The 13,373-nt window shown below is 61.6% G+C and carries 12 protein-coding genes and 1 pseudogene; 8 read left to right on the top strand and 5 right to left on the bottom strand.

Annotated elements, in window-relative coordinates; genetic code table 11:
* Together JNL55_RS01825 and JNL55_RS01820 are read right to left on the bottom strand one after the other, a co-directional pair.
* Window positions 1-452, bottom strand: a pseudogene (locus JNL55_RS01825) (glutamine synthetase); the annotation flags it as partial.
* Window positions 449-1,798 carry a transaminase gene (locus JNL55_RS01820; protein ID WP_415922982.1) on the bottom strand — a complete coding sequence of 450 codons (1,350 nt, stop codon included), beginning with the start codon at window positions 1,796-1,798 and terminating at the stop codon, window positions 449-451. The pseudogene JNL55_RS01825 and the gene JNL55_RS01820, both read right to left, overlap by 4 nt.
* A 196-nt stretch (window positions 1,799-1,994) precedes the next feature.
* Here JNL55_RS01820 and JNL55_RS01815 point away from each other — a divergent pair, with 196 nt between their 5' ends.
* Complete coding sequence (locus JNL55_RS01815; protein WP_293848563.1) at window positions 1,995-3,617, top strand: methyl-accepting chemotaxis protein; 1,623 nt, start codon at window positions 1,995-1,997, stop codon at window positions 3,615-3,617.
* A 43-nt stretch (window positions 3,618-3,660) separates the two neighbouring features.
* Here the strand turns inward: JNL55_RS01815 and JNL55_RS01810 are convergent, their stop codons facing one another.
* Entirely contained in the window at window positions 3,661-5,649 is a 1,989-nt protein-coding gene (locus JNL55_RS01810) for a TonB-dependent receptor (RefSeq protein WP_293848562.1), read from the bottom strand.
* A 122-nt stretch (window positions 5,650-5,771) separates the two neighbouring features.
* Complete coding sequence (locus JNL55_RS01805; RefSeq protein WP_293848561.1) at window positions 5,772-6,086, bottom strand: hypothetical protein; 315 nt, start codon at window positions 6,084-6,086, stop codon at window positions 5,772-5,774.
* Window positions 6,087-6,353: 267 nt separating this feature from the next.
* Between JNL55_RS01805 and holA the strand changes: the two genes are divergently transcribed.
* From holA to rlmH, 4 genes are read left to right on the top strand one after another with little or no spacing between them, the layout of a single operon-like run.
* Complete coding sequence (holA, locus tag JNL55_RS01800; RefSeq protein ID WP_293848560.1) at window positions 6,354-7,376, top strand: DNA polymerase III subunit delta; 1,023 nt, start codon at window positions 6,354-6,356, stop codon at window positions 7,374-7,376.
* A gap of 9 nt (window positions 7,377-7,385) precedes the next feature.
* Window positions 7,386-8,033, top strand: coding sequence for a nicotinate-nucleotide adenylyltransferase (gene nadD, locus JNL55_RS01795; RefSeq protein ID WP_293848559.1), 648 nt, complete (start codon window positions 7,386-7,388; stop codon window positions 8,031-8,033).
* A 2-nt stretch (window positions 8,034-8,035) separates the two neighbouring features.
* A complete protein-coding gene (gene rsfS, locus JNL55_RS01790; RefSeq protein ID WP_293848558.1) occupies window positions 8,036-8,599 on the top strand; it encodes a ribosome silencing factor in 564 nt (187 codons plus the stop codon).
* A 9-nt stretch (window positions 8,600-8,608) separates the two neighbouring features.
* Window positions 8,609-9,079, top strand: coding sequence for a 23S rRNA (pseudouridine(1915)-N(3))-methyltransferase RlmH (gene rlmH, locus JNL55_RS01785; protein ID WP_293848557.1), 471 nt, complete (start codon window positions 8,609-8,611; stop codon window positions 9,077-9,079).
* A 132-nt stretch (window positions 9,080-9,211) separates the two neighbouring features.
* On the opposite strand, the gene JNL55_RS01780 is transcribed toward rlmH, so the two are convergent.
* Window positions 9,212-10,057, bottom strand: a complete 846-nt coding sequence (locus tag JNL55_RS01780) for a serine/threonine protein kinase (protein ID WP_293848556.1) — start codon at window positions 10,055-10,057, stop codon at window positions 9,212-9,214.
* A 190-nt stretch (window positions 10,058-10,247) separates the two neighbouring features.
* Between JNL55_RS01780 and JNL55_RS01775 the strand changes: the two genes are divergently transcribed.
* From JNL55_RS01775 to rng, 3 genes are all read left to right on the top strand, one after another.
* A complete protein-coding gene (locus JNL55_RS01775; protein WP_293848555.1) occupies window positions 10,248-11,195 on the top strand; it encodes an O-acetyl-ADP-ribose deacetylase in 948 nt (315 codons plus the stop codon).
* 77 nt (window positions 11,196-11,272) lie between these two features.
* Complete coding sequence (locus tag JNL55_RS01770) at window positions 11,273-11,887, top strand: Maf family protein (protein WP_293848554.1); 615 nt, start codon at window positions 11,273-11,275, stop codon at window positions 11,885-11,887.
* Entirely contained in the window at window positions 11,884-13,368 is a 1,485-nt protein-coding gene (gene rng / locus JNL55_RS01765; RefSeq protein ID WP_293848553.1) for a ribonuclease G, read from the top strand. Before JNL55_RS01770 ends, rng begins: the two co-directional genes overlap by 4 nt.
* The last annotated feature ends 5 nt before the right edge of the window (window positions 13,369-13,373 follow it).

Genomic DNA, 13,373 nt, shown 5'->3' with positions numbered 1-13,373 from the left:
GCGTCTCTCGCCACCAAATAGAACTCGATCTCGGCTGCGACCACCGGCGTGAGTCCGATTTGTTCCAAGCGTTGCACTGAGCGTGCGAGTGCATGGCGTGGATCTGCTGTGCACGGTTGGCCATCGGCTTCATACATCGTCATCAGCACTTGCGCGCCGGGACGAGACATCCAGTTCGCTCGCACCAGTGTTCCCGGAATCGGGCGACAGATGCGGTCAGCATCGCCCACCGACCACACCAAGCCGGTCTCTTCCACATCTTCGCCGGTGACGTCGAGGCCCAGAATCGAGCCGGCGACACAGCGGCCATCCTGGTACAGCGACAGCAACTCCTCGCGTGCAATGAGTTTGCCTCTAGGCACGCCGCCGGGATCGGTGATCAACAGCTCGATGGCTTCGACGTCCGGATTGGCGTCCAGAAAGGCGCGTGCTTCGTTACTGGCGGCGTTCATGACAACTCGTGCAAAAACTCATCGAAGTGGTCGAGCAGCGACTGCACCTGCGCGTCGGTGGTCGCCGGGCTCACCAGCATCATGTTATGAAATGGTGTGACCAACACACCGCGATTGAGCAGGTACAGATGTAGCAGTCGTTCCAGTTCCGGCGACGCTGCCGCCAGAGACTGACGTGCCGTTCGCGCTGGAGTTGGCGTGAACACCAGTTCGCTGCGAGCTCCGACGCTCGTGACATGCCAAGGCAAGGCACGATTGCTTATGCGCTTTCTCAGTCCTTCGGCGAGCGTGGCAGAGAGTGACAGCATGTGAGCGTATGCTGCATCCGTCATCACATCTTGCAAGCAAGCGACCAGAGCAGCCGTCGCAAGTGCATTCGCCGACAACGTCGTGCCCATGCCGGAATGACCCGAGGGCTTGGTCTCCAGCACGCGTTCCATGCGTCGCGCCAGATCAGCGGTGAAACCATAGACAGCCGTGGGCATGCCGCCAGCGATCGCTTTGCCGGCGATTAGAAAGTCAGCTTGCAATCCGAGCCGCTGCGCGTGACCTCGCGGTCCACTGCTCAGCGTGTGCGTCTCGTCGATGGCCAACAATGTGCCATGACGTGAACAAAGCTCGCGCACTTGGTTCCAGAAGCCAGGCTCGGGCAGCACCATGCCGGCATTGGTCATGACGGGCTCGGCCAGCAAGCATGCAACTGCATTGTCGGCGAGTGCCGCTTCGAGTGCGGTGACATCGTTGAACTCGACGACGCGTGCGTGTGAAGCGAAGTCGGCGACTTGTCCGATCTGGCCGGGGCGCGTGACGACGCGACCTTGTTCGAGTCGCACCAACGTGTCTTCGAGCGAGCCGTGATAACAACCGTCGAACACGAGAATGAGTTGGCGTCCGGTGATGGCACGTGCCCAACGCAACACTGCGCGATTCGCATCGGTGGCGGTCTGTGTGATTTGCCAGAACGGCAAGGCGAAGCGCTCAGCCAATAGCTCACCAACGCGTGCGGTTTGTTCCGTTGGCAACATGCAGGTCAAGCCGTGAGCTGCCTGATGTTGAAGGGCCGCTGCCACCGCTGGAGGCGAGTGTCCGAACATCGCGCCGGTATCGCCAAGACAGAAGTCGGCATAGCTCCGACCGTCCACATCCACCAAGGTCGACCCTGAGGCCTCGCGCAGGATCAGCGGCGTCGGCAGCTGCCAGTCGGTCATCCAATGCATGGGTACGCCGTTCAACCAATGTTGGCGTAAAGCCTTGTCTCGGCGCAGGGTTTCGGGGTGCTCGTGGACCATGCAACGCTGTTCGCGCCGTAGTAGTGCAGCGACTGACGAGCCGTCGAATACCAAGATGGATTTCCTCCCAAGCAACGCTGCCCCGGGCGAGCATAGAACATCGCTCGGGGCCGCATCAGGTCTTCCCTGAATCGGCCTTGCGATGCTGCATCTCGGCGGGCTCCGGCCGATAGGGCTGGCATATCCCCGCATCTTGCCAAGGCAGGCGCCGAACGCGAGGGAATGTCGCGGTCCTCAACAAAGGCAAGAAGTCATGTCGATGCTCACGATCAAGTCCCGGATGTATATGAATCTGGGGGTGTTAGCGGTCGCAATGCTGGTGGTGTGCGGGGTGGCGTTGAATGCCTTCAACGGCAGCTCCAAACGTATGCAACAGCTGCATGCCGAGAATCTGGTGCCCATCACCCAGATCAACGAAATCTTTCAGCGCTCGCTGCAGAGTCAGCAGTACCGCCTGGAAGCTTACGTGCACCAGGACCCGGCGTTCACCCAGCGCAACTACGACAAGATCAAAGAGAACCGTGGCCGCATCAATGAACTCACCGAGCTGTTCGGCAAATATCCGCTGAGCGAAACCGAACGCGGTCTATTGAATGAAGTGAAAGAACAGCGCGCTACGCTGGTCGCTTCGGGTAAACAGGAAATCGACGCACTGCTGGCCGGCGACTACGCGACCGCTTCCAAGGTACGTGTGCAGTCCATCGAGCCGGTCATCGGCCGCATGGACGGTACAACTGAACGGTTGGCGCAGGAACGCGGTAAAGCGGCCGAGGCCGTGATCGCCGACGCGCAACGCGAGTTGAATCGTGATCGCAATGTGATGTTGGGCTGCTTCGTGGCGGCGCTGGCATTTGCGGTGTGGTTCGCGTGGTTGCTGACCAAACATATTTCCACCGGCCTGGCGCGTGCCGAAGATCTGGCGCGTCGTGTCAGCCGCGGCGAGTTGGGTATTCAGGTTGCCATCGAAGGCCGTGACGAGATTTCCGCGCTGCTGACCTCGCTCAAGGAAATGGACTCCAAGTTGGTGGAGACCATGAGCCAGGTGAACGAGAGCGCCGCCGAAGTGGATCGTGCCGCTCGCCAGCTCTCTCAGGGCAGCGACGATCTGAGTCAGCGCACGCAGGAGCAGGCTGCGGCGCTGGAAGAGACAGCCGCCAGCATCGAAGAGATGACGGCCACGGTGAAACAGAACGCGGACAACGCCAAGCACGCCAATCACATCGCGGGCAGCACTCGCACGCAGGCCGGTCACGGCGGCGTGGCTGTGCAGCGAGCGGTGGGCGCGATGGGCGAGATCACCGCCTCCAGCAAACGTATCGAAGACATCATCGGGGTGATCGACGAGATCGCTTTCCAGACCAACCTGTTGGCGTTGAACGCGGCCGTCGAAGCGGCGCGTGCCGGCGAACAGGGTCGTGGCTTTGCGGTCGTGGCCGGCGAAGTGCGCAGCCTCGCTCAGCGCAGCGCTACCGCGGCTCGCGAGATCAAGAGTTTGATCAGCGACTCGGTCGGCAAGGTCGATGCGGGTTCGCAGTTGGTCGGCGACTCGGGCCGATCGTTGGCGGACATCGTCAGTGGCGTCGGCAAGGTGACGGAGATCGTCGCCGAGATTGCGGCCGCGACTTCAGAACAGTCCACCGGTATCGATCAGATCAATCACGCCATCGCCAACATGGACACAGCCACGCAACAGAACGCCGCGTTGGTGGAAGAGTCGGCCGCTGCCGCCAAGTCGATGCAGCAGCAGGCGCAGCGGTTGCAGGAGTTGGTGTCGTTCTTCCGCATTGGCTCGCACTCGGGGATGTCATACGGCGCGCCGGTGTCGAGCTACTCGAGCAGCAGCCACCACGAAGAATCGTACGCTCGCGCTGCTTAATCGATGACGGCGAGGGCTCCTGCGAGCCCTCGCCAATTTCTTCTTAGAACTCGGCTCTTGCGCCGATGTGCCATGCGCGACCCGGCAATGGCGCAATGTCCTTCAGCGGCGACGCGTGTTGACGCGCATCTTCATCGAGCAAGTTCGTGCCGCGCAGGAACAGCAGCACGCTCGACGATCCCACCGGCAATCGATAGCTCGCATCTGCTTCGGCCAGAGTGAAGCTGCTCGTCGGCAGTTCATTCGCGGCTAGCTTGTCTTGCTTGTTGTAGTAGAAGGCTTGCACACCGACGTGCCACGCGTCCTGGTCGTAGTGCAACCCGGCCCCGAAACGCAGCGGTGGGATCTGCGGCAAATCTTCGCCGTTATCCAACTTGCCTCGCACGTAGTCGGACGCCAGGCGCAAGCCCAGATGACGTTGCCCGTCATCGAGCAGCGGCACGGTGACTTCGGCCTCGAAGCCATGAAACTTGGCGCCGTCCTGGAGATACACATAAACCGGCAGATCGTCTTCGATGTCACCGGTGGGGGACGAATAGATGTAGTCGGTGTAGTCGTTGTAGTAGGCGCTCAAGGTCCAGCCGATGCGCTCGCCGGTGTGTCGCAACGACAGGTCGGCGGTCATCGAGGTTTCCTGATTCAGATTCGCATCGCCGATTTCGAAGCGTTGCGCGGCGATGTGCGGGCCGTTGGCATACAACTCAGCCGCCTGCGGATTGCGCTGAGTGCGCGTCAGGTTCAACGCCAGCGCGTGCTCATCAGCGAACTGCCACACCGTGCCGGCCGACAAGCTGACCGCGGTTTCCTGGTAGTTGGGCAGATCGGCTTGGACATCGATCTTCTGTTGCTCGGCGCGCGCGCCCAGCTCGATGGTCCAGTCGTTGATGTGCCGTTCTTCGAATGCGAACACGCTCAGCGTCTGGGTCTTGGCACTGGGCACGAAGGCTTCTTCGCCGATGGCTTCGAAATCCACGTTCACATATTGCAAGCCCGTGGTGCCACGCCAGCCGCCGCCGAGTTCATGATCGGCAGTAAAGCGCAGCTCATACGCGTCTTGATTGAACACGGTGCCGGGCACGCCGGGCGCTTCGAACTCGGTGTGGGTGTAGTCGTTGTACGCGCCGGTCAGGCGCAGCTTGTTGATGACGCCGTCCAGATCGAGTTCGGCTTTGCCGTCGATCCGATCCTGCTTCATATCGATGAACGCTGCTTCCTCGCCTGGAATGCCGTACGTGGTTTCGTAACGGCTGTACGACAGGCCGCCGAGCGCGTTCTGGCCGATGTACGAACCCCCGATGGCGCCGCCGCTGGCTTCGCCTGCGGTGTTCGGAATGTGGCCGCGCACGCCATCCGGTTCTTCGCCGGCTTCGATGAGCTGCCGGCGCAACGCCGCCGATTGCGCGAAGCCGGGGATTTCGACGTCGTCGGTCTCGCGATTGAAGTAGTCGGCGTGGATCGCGAAGTTGCCGGCGCCGCCATCGAGGCTGAAGGCACCGGTGCGCTCATTGCTGGACGTGTCGTGACGAACTTCAGCCGCGCCAGTGATGGCCTTCGCCGGCACTTCCGTAGGCACGCGTGAGCTCACCACGTTGACCAGACCGCCCGATGCGCCGCTGCCATAGAGCAGGGCCGCCGGGCCTTTGATGATTTCGATCTGTTGCGACACCACCGATTCCAAGGTCACGGCGTGATCCTGGCTGAGACTGGACACGTCCAGCGCGGCGAGGCCGTCCTGCAGGACCTGCACGCGATCGCCACCGAGGCCGCGAATCACCGGGCGGCTGGCACTCGGACCGAAATAGGTGGAACTGACGCCGAGCTCGCTCGACAAGGTTTCGCCGATGCTGGCGGCGATCTGCCGACGCAGCTCATCGCCGGCCACCACAGTGGTCGGTTGCGCGACCTCGAGCGGGCTTTCGCGGAGTGCCGAGGAGGTGACGACCACTTCCTCAGTCTTGGATTCTTGAGCAACGACGGCGTGACTGACCAGCATCGCCACCACGGCGACGCGCAAAGAATGGGAAGAGCGCATGACGAGACTTTCCTAGATAACTGCAGCGACCTCGCACGCGTGCCACGGAAAATAGCCGATGGCATCGAACGAACGAGATAAACCTCACCGTGCTGGGGCGAGGAACGAGAACGGACTGCGAGTTATCGAGGCGGGGCGCGCGGTTGCGCGGTGACGACGGGGCGGAAAGAGGCGGGAGAGAGGGCAACCGGCGCTACATAAGTAACGCAGGTGCTGGCCGTGATGGCCGCATAACTCTGCTTGGGCGCGTCGATCAGGCCATCGAAGGCGGCACAGTAGCCGCAGGCCGGGCCGTGCGCGTTGAGGCTGGTTTTGGCCGTATCGTCGTGCCGATGCACGACATGCGCCACCGAATCCACCGCGAACGCCAACAGCAAGCTGACGAGTGCGACTCGTAGCCAGGCTGAGGGATGGCGTGCCAGATGGAAAATGGACATATCGCAGGTCGAGCGTCGACGGGCCTTAAAAACACCTCGTCCAGCGTAAGCTAACGGACGGCTGGGGTGTTTGCAAAGCCAAGCTAACACCTAAAACTGACCGAAACCTGAGCAGACGGTCGCTTGTGGGCTGGGCGCAACTGGCGCCGCCGGTGCGGCTTGGGCCATAATCGGAGCCGTTCCCAACCACCTCCTCTGGGTCACGTAAGTCATTTTGCCGCGAGTGTTTTTGACCGTTCCTTCCGTGTCCGCCGCCGGCCTGTCGCTGTGAAGCTCTCCGGCGATAACCTCGCTGCCAGCCTGTCGCGGCAACTGGCGCCGATCTATCTGATCTCCGGCGACGAACCGCTCCTGGTCAACGAGGCGGCCGATGCCGTGCGCGCGCGTGCCCGCAGCCAAGGCTTCACCGAGCGAGAGTTGCATTCCGTGGAGCGCGGCTTCGATTGGCAGGCATTGCTTGCCAACAGCAAAGCCATGTCGCTGTTCGCCGAGCGCAAGATCATCGAGATCCGCATGACCAATCCGACGCCCGGCGAGCAGGGCGCGGACGCCATCATCGAACTGGCGACCGAACCGTCGGCCGACAATCTGGTGCTGATCGTCACCGGCAAGATGGACGGTCGCGTACAAGGCTCGCGTTGGGTGAGCGCCATCGAAAAACACGGCGTGCTGGTACAGATCTGGCCGCTGGAACTGGCGCGCTTGCCGGCTTGGATTCGCGAGCGGCTGGCCAAACAGAATCTCAAAGCCGACGCCGAGGCCGCCGCGTTGCTGGCCGAGCGTGTCGAAGGCAATTTGCTGGCGGCTCACCAGGAAGTGGAAAAGCTGGCTCTGTTGTTACCGCCTGGACCGGTCACCGCCGACACCATCATCGACGCAGTCGCCGACTGCGCGCGCTTCGATGTCTTGCAATTGGGCGACGCTGCGATGAAGGGCAACGTGGCGCGAGCGCTACGTGTGCTCGAAGGCTTGCGCGGCGAAGACGTCGAGCCGCCCATCGTGTTGTGGGCGCTCAATAAAGATTTGCAGTGGATCGCGCGCTGCCAGCATCTCATGCGCCGGGGCCAGAACGCCGACGGCGCGATGAACGCGCTGTACGTGTGGCGCAATCGTCAGCCGGCCATGAAACAGGCGTTGGCGCGCCTGAAGCCCAAGACGGTGCGCGACCTGTTGCTGAGCGCCGAGCGCGCCGACCGCATGATCAAGGGCGGGATCCGTAGCGATCCGTGGCTGGAGTTCGAACGATTGGTGGCGGGGCTCGCCGGCGTCAGGCTCGCCAGCGCCGCCTGATCTTTAATCATGACCACTATCGGTATTTTCGGCGGCACGTTCGATCCGATTCATTTCGGCCACTTACGCACCGCTTTTGAATTGCTGCAGGCGCTGCGGCTGAATGAAATGCGCTTCATGCCAGCCGGCAATCCGCCGCATCGTGACACTACGGTGGCCGATGCCGAACAACGCCTGGCCATGGTCAAAGCCGCCACCGAAGGCCAACCCGGCTTCACCGTCGACGATCGCGAGATCCGCCGCGAAGGCTTGTCGTATTCGGTGGATACCATGCGCACCTTGCGGGCTGACTTCCCTGAACACTCGCTGTGCCTGATCGTCGGCATGGATGCATTTTTAGGGTTGCCGAAATGGCATCAGTGGCGTGAACTGTTGGAGCTGGCGCACCTGGTTGTGGCGCATCGTCCGGGCTGGCGCGCGCCGAGCATGGGGCCTTTGGGCGAATTGCTGGTGGATCGCGGCACCGGCCGCATCAACGATCTGCACGAGCAGCGCGCAGGCTGTATCTATATTCACGCGGTGACGCAGTTGGAAATCTCCTCCACCGAAGTGCGTAAGCTGATCGCCATGGGGCGCGATCCGCGTTATCTGATGCCCGATTCGGTCCGGGCGATCATCGAACAGACCGGCTGTTACAAAACGCAACCCAAGAGGTGAGCATGGCCGTCAAGCGAGCGAAGCATTCACGATCATCCGGCGCGGCGAAGAAGTCCGCCCCTGTAGCTAAGGACAAGTCGGCGAAAAGCAAAGTGACCAAGTTGAGCTCGGCCCGCAAGAAGCTGGCGAGCAAGGGACCGGCGCCGGCCGCCAAGAAAAAGGCCGCGCAAAGTCTCGACAAGGCGGTGGCCAAGAGCGCCGCGCCCAAAGCGACCAAGCAGCCGGTGGTGAATGTGGTCGAAGGCGCGCTCGATGAGATGAAGGCGGTCAACGTCAAAGTGTTGGCGGTGAACAAGCTCACCGACATCACCGACACCATGATCATCGCCAGCGGTAACTCGGATCGTCACGTGCGTTCCATTGCCGACCGCGTGGTCGAACATGCCAAGAAGGCGGGCTTCCGGCCCACTGGCGTGGAAGGCGAGCGCGACGGCGAGTGGGTGCTGGTCGATCTGCAAGACGTGATCGTGCACATCATGCTGCCCAAGGTGCGTGAGTTTTATCGGCTCGAGAGCCTGTGGGATGTGAGCGCGGCACGTCGTGAAGCGACGGAGCAGAGTGCTTAAAACTCGACGATGCGATTGATCGTCGCAGCAGCCGGCACGCGCTTGCCCGATTGGGTCAATGCCGGCTTCGCGGAATATGCCGGGCGATTTACGCGCGACTACAAACTCGAACTCAAAGAAATCGCCCTCGGCCAACGCGCTGCTGCCGCTGCTCCTGCGCAAGCCATCGCCAAAGAAGGCGAGAAGATGCTTGCTGCCATTCCTCAAGGTGCCTACGTCGTCGCTCTTCAGGTTGGTGGACGGTCGTTGTCCAGCGAGCAGCTCGCTCAGTTCCTACAGGCGCGCGCGAGAGATGGGCGTGATGTTGTGTTTTGCATCGGCGGACCGGAGGGGTTGGCGCCTGAGGTCGATGCTCGCGCTGAGTTTAGGTGGTCGCTGTCGGGGCTGACTTTGCCGCACGCTTTGGCTCGCGTTGTGCTGGCTGAAGCGTTGTATCGGGCGGTGATGATTATCAAGGGGCATCCTTATCACCGGGCTTAAGAAGCTCGGTGGTTTGCGTCGTCGCGGGAGAGAGGCTCAGTGGTTTGCGTCGCCGGGGATGTCCTATCTCCTGCCAGGAGCAGCCCCTCCCCCTCGGTGCGGCGCGAACCACCGAGGCATCCGAAACGACGCTCAGACTTTGAGCCGAGCCATCTCCGCAACCGCCGAGGCCACACTCGGAAAGCGGTCCTTGGCATCCTTGGCCAGCATCCCATCGATCAAGCGTTGAAAGCGCGTCAGCGGTTCGGGCAGCACCGGAATCGGATCGTTCCGATGTGCTTGGATGATGGCAATCACGGAGCTGCCTTTGAAAGGCCTCTGGCCCGTAAGCATTTCGTAAAGCATGACGCCCAAACTGTAGATGTCGCTGCGTTGATCGACCTCGGAACCTTCGGCTTGTTCGGGGCTGATGTAGTAGGGCGAGCCGCGCACTTCGCCGACGTTGGTGTGCGAGGTGCCCAAATGTTTGGCCAGGCCGAAGTCGATGAGCACGATGCGTCCATCGGGCCGCATCATGACGTTGGCGGGTTTCAGATCGCGGTGACAGAGATTGGCGGCATGCACCGTCTGCAACGCCGCTGCGATCTGCAGAAAGATGTCGACGCTGTCTCGCACCGTCATCAAGTTGCGGATCCGTAGCTCCAGACTGCCGCCGGGGAAATATTCGGTGACGATGTAGCGGAAGTCCTCGCCGCGGCCCCAGTCGTAAACATCGACGATGGCCGGATGTTTGATCCGCATCAGCAGCTCACGCTCGCGCTCGAAGCGTTCGGCTTCGCCGGCTTCCAGGCTGGACAGCGGGCCGGTGCGCAAGACTTTGACGGCGACGTTGTGGCCCAGCTCCACCGACAGCGCCACGTGCACCTCTGATTTGGGCGAACGCGCGATGGTCTGTAGGAAACGATAGCCGGCGATGGTCGGGAAGACCGTACGTTGGCGGCTGCCGGAGGCGGGTTTTTTAGCGTCGTCGTGAGGCATCCGTGACCCAATTCACATTTGTAAGTGCGAAGTGTTGACTAAACATCAATCATGGCGGCGCGGAGCGCGGTAAAAAAACATCCTTAAGTTTATTCCCTCAGGGCATTCCTACGGCCCTGCGGGTGCAAACCGAAATCAGAAGGTTATGATAGGAACAGGCCACGGTATTGGCCAGGATGGGATCGAAGATATGGCGACTGTCATGGAGTCTCGCTACGCAATCGACACCAGCGCGAACCTGATCAGGTTCGAAGTGTGGGGCGAGCTGACGGCGGAATCGTTGATCGAGTTATTGGATCAGGTACGAGCCGATCCACGTTATGTGCCCGGGATGCACGCCCTCGGCGATTACCGCGAGGCGTACGGCAACTGGGATTACAGCGAAATCCAGCGGTTTCGCGACTACCTGATGCACATCGCCGTGCCCTGCGAAGTACGTTGGGCCGCCTTGTTCAGGCCAGGCAATCTGGCCGCTGCCGCCCATGTGCTGATCCTGATCAGCGAGGCGGTGGGTTCCGATATCAAGATGCGAATGTTCGAAGAACCGGCCGCGGCCATGCGCTGGATGCGCGGTGAGGACCGTCCGGGAGTCAGCATGAGCCATGAATTCCTGAGTGGCCGGGTCGAAGTGCGCACCGGCGACATCACCGGGCTGCCAGTCGATGCGGTGGTGAATGCCGCTAATTCCACATTGTTGGGCGGGGCTGGCGTCGATGGCGCCATTCATCGCCGCGGTGGCCAGGAAATCCTGCGAGCCTGCCGGGAGCTGCGCGAAACCTGTTATCCGCAGGGTTTGCCGGCCGGCGAGGCAGTGCTGACGACGGCCGGCAATCTGCCGGCGCGCTATGTGATTCATACGGTGGGCCCGATCTGGGGCCGGGATCAGCAGGCCGGCGTGTTGCTTGCGTCCTGCTATAGAAAATCCCTGGCGCTGGCCGCCAACCATGCACTGGAATCGGTGGCCTTTCCGGCGATTTCCACCGGCGCCTATGGCTTCCCCAAAGAAGAGGCCGCGGCGGTGGCGTCGACCGCCATCTGCCAGGCGCTGGCCCAGGCCGATGCCATCGAACGAGTGTCACTGGTGTTCTTCTCCGACGCTGACCGGGATGTGTTCTTAGCCAACCAGCAGTTCGGCTGAACCTCTCGCCCCCACCCCGCGTTAATTCCGCGGCGGAAGAATGTCCCTAACGCGCGCCGGCCTGTATCCTTCGGCGCATGTCAGCAGTCCCAAATTCCTCCGCCAACCCGTTGATCTATCTGGCCTCAGCCTCGCCTCGGCGCAGCGCTTTGCTGGCCCAGATCGGGGTTGCGCACCGGGTCGCACCGGTACATGTCGATGAGTCCGTGGTGGCGCCCGAAGGGCCGGAAAACTACGTCACTCGCTTGGCCGCGCTGAAGGCCGACACGCTCTGGGACAGCCTGCCTGCCGAGCAGCGCCTGCCGGTGCTGGGCTCGGACACCTCGGTGGTGGTCGATCGGACCATCCTCGGCAAGCCGTCCAACGAAGACGACTGTGTACGCATGTTGCAGCTCCTGTCCGGCCGCACTCATCAAGTGCACACCGCCATCGCGGTTCGCACCGGCCAGGGCAGCGACGTGCGACTGAGCGTCAGCGATGTGACTTTCCGGGACTTGAGCAAGGCGGAAATGCGTGCGTATTGGCAGACTGGCGAACCGGTCGACAAAGCCGGCGGCTACGCCGTGCAGGGACGCGGCGCGATTTTCATTCGCCATATCGCCGGCAGTTACTCGGGCATCATGGGTCTGCCGTTGTTCGAAACCGCCGAATTGTTGGCCGCGCATCGTATCGTCAGTGGGGTTCAGGGATGACGGCCGAAATTCTGATCAACATCAGCCCGCGCGAGGCGCGTGCCGCCGTGGTGGAAAACGGCGTGCTCCAGGAAATCTTTCTGGAACGGGCCAATAAACGCGGCCTCATCAGCAATATTTACAAGGGTCGAGTGTCGCGGGTGTTGCCTGGCATGCAGGCCGCCTTCGTCGATATCGGCCTCGAACGCACCGCCTTTCTGCATGCCTCGGACATCGTGCATCCGGCGGTGGGCGAAAACGGCAGTCCCGATCAGCCGGTGGACGAGGGGCGCACCCCGGATATTCAGACTCTGGTCAGCGAGGGTGGCGAAATATTGGTGCAGGTCCTGAAAGATCCGCTGGGCACCAAGGGCGCGCGCCTGACCACGTTCATTACCATCCCGTCACGTTATCTGGTCTACATGCCCAAGGGTCGCGGCATCGGAATCTCGGCGCGCATCGAAGATGAGGCTGAGCGGCAACGTTTGCGTGAAGCGGCCAATCTGTTCGTGCGGGTCGATGAACCGGGCGGTTATATCGTGCGTACGGCTGCTGAAGGTGCCACGCCGGACGCGTTACGCGCCGACATGATGTTCCTGCAGAAGTTGTGGACGGTGATCAGCGAAAAAGCCGCCAGCACGCGGCCAGGAAATCTAGTGCATGAAGATTTGCCGCTGCCGGTGCGAGTGATGCGCGACGTCGTGTCGGGCGGCATCGAGCATGTCGGCGTCGATCAGCCCGAGACCCATCAGCGCATGATCGAGTTCGCGCGCACCTTCATGCCGGAAATGGCCGAGCGCATCGAGTTGTATCGCGGCGAGCGGCCGATCTTCGATCTGTACGGCGTCGAGGACGAGATCCAGAAGTCGTTGGAACGCAAAGTGCCGCTCAAATCCGGCGGCCATTTGATTTTCGATCAAACCGAATCGATGACCACCATCGATGTGAACACCGGGGCCTATGTGGGCCAGCGCTCGCTGGAAGAAACCATTTTCCGGACCAACCTGGAGGCGGCGGTGGCGATCGCGCGCCAGCTGCGGCTGCGCAACTTGGGCGGCATCATCATCATCGACTTCATCGACATGGAAGAGGAGGAGCATCGCAAGCAGGTGCTGCAGGCGTTGGAGAAGTCGCTGATCGCCGATCACGCCAAGAATCACATCTCGTCGGTGTCGCCGCTCGGCCTGGTGGAGATGACGCGCAAGCGCACGCGCGAAAGTCTTGAACATATGCTGTGCTCGGCTTGTCCAACCTGCGAAGGCCGCGGCTTCGTCAAAACCACCGAAACAGTTTGTTACGAAATTTTTCGCGAGATTCTGCGACAGTCCAAACAGTTCCAGTTCCAGGAACTGATGGTGCTGGCGCATCAGGACGTGATCGAACGGCTGCTCGATGAGGAGTCGGCGGCGCTGGCCGAATTGGAAGTGCACACCGGCAAACCCATCCGCCTTCAGACCGAGGCGCTGTACCAGCAGGATCAGTACGATGTGGTGTTGATGTGAGTTGA

This window comes from Steroidobacter sp. (genome assembly GCF_016790065.1).
Taxonomy (GTDB): Bacteria; Pseudomonadota; Gammaproteobacteria; order Steroidobacterales; family Steroidobacteraceae; genus Steroidobacter.
Note: the sequence above shows the minus strand (reverse complement) of the source record. Positions and strands in the feature narration are given on the sequence as shown.

What these genes read in the sequence shown, in the direction of transcription:
- JNL55_RS01815 (WP_293848563.1), top strand. Translation starts at nt 1,995, where the DNA reads ATGTCGATGCTCACGATCAAGTCCCGGATGTATATGAATCTGGGGGTG.
- JNL55_RS01810 (WP_293848562.1), bottom strand. Translation starts at nt 5,649, where the DNA reads ATGCGCTCTTCCCATTCTTTGCGCGTCGCCGTGGTGGCGATGCTGGTC.
- JNL55_RS01805 (WP_293848561.1), bottom strand. Translation starts at nt 6,086, where the DNA reads ATGTCCATTTTCCATCTGGCACGCCATCCCTCAGCCTGGCTACGAGTC.
- nadD (WP_293848559.1), top strand. Translation starts at nt 7,386, where the DNA reads ATGACCACTATCGGTATTTTCGGCGGCACGTTCGATCCGATTCATTTC.
- rsfS (WP_293848558.1), top strand. Translation starts at nt 8,036, where the DNA reads ATGGCCGTCAAGCGAGCGAAGCATTCACGATCATCCGGCGCGGCGAAG.
- rlmH (WP_293848557.1), top strand. Translation starts at nt 8,609, where the DNA reads ATGCGATTGATCGTCGCAGCAGCCGGCACGCGCTTGCCCGATTGGGTC.
- JNL55_RS01780 (WP_293848556.1), bottom strand. Translation starts at nt 10,057, where the DNA reads ATGCCTCACGACGACGCTAAAAAACCCGCCTCCGGCAGCCGCCAACGT.
- JNL55_RS01775 (WP_293848555.1), top strand. Translation starts at nt 10,248, where the DNA reads ATGGCGACTGTCATGGAGTCTCGCTACGCAATCGACACCAGCGCGAAC.
- JNL55_RS01770 (WP_293848554.1), top strand. Translation starts at nt 11,273, where the DNA reads ATGTCAGCAGTCCCAAATTCCTCCGCCAACCCGTTGATCTATCTGGCC.
- rng (WP_293848553.1), top strand. Translation starts at nt 11,884, where the DNA reads ATGACGGCCGAAATTCTGATCAACATCAGCCCGCGCGAGGCGCGTGCC.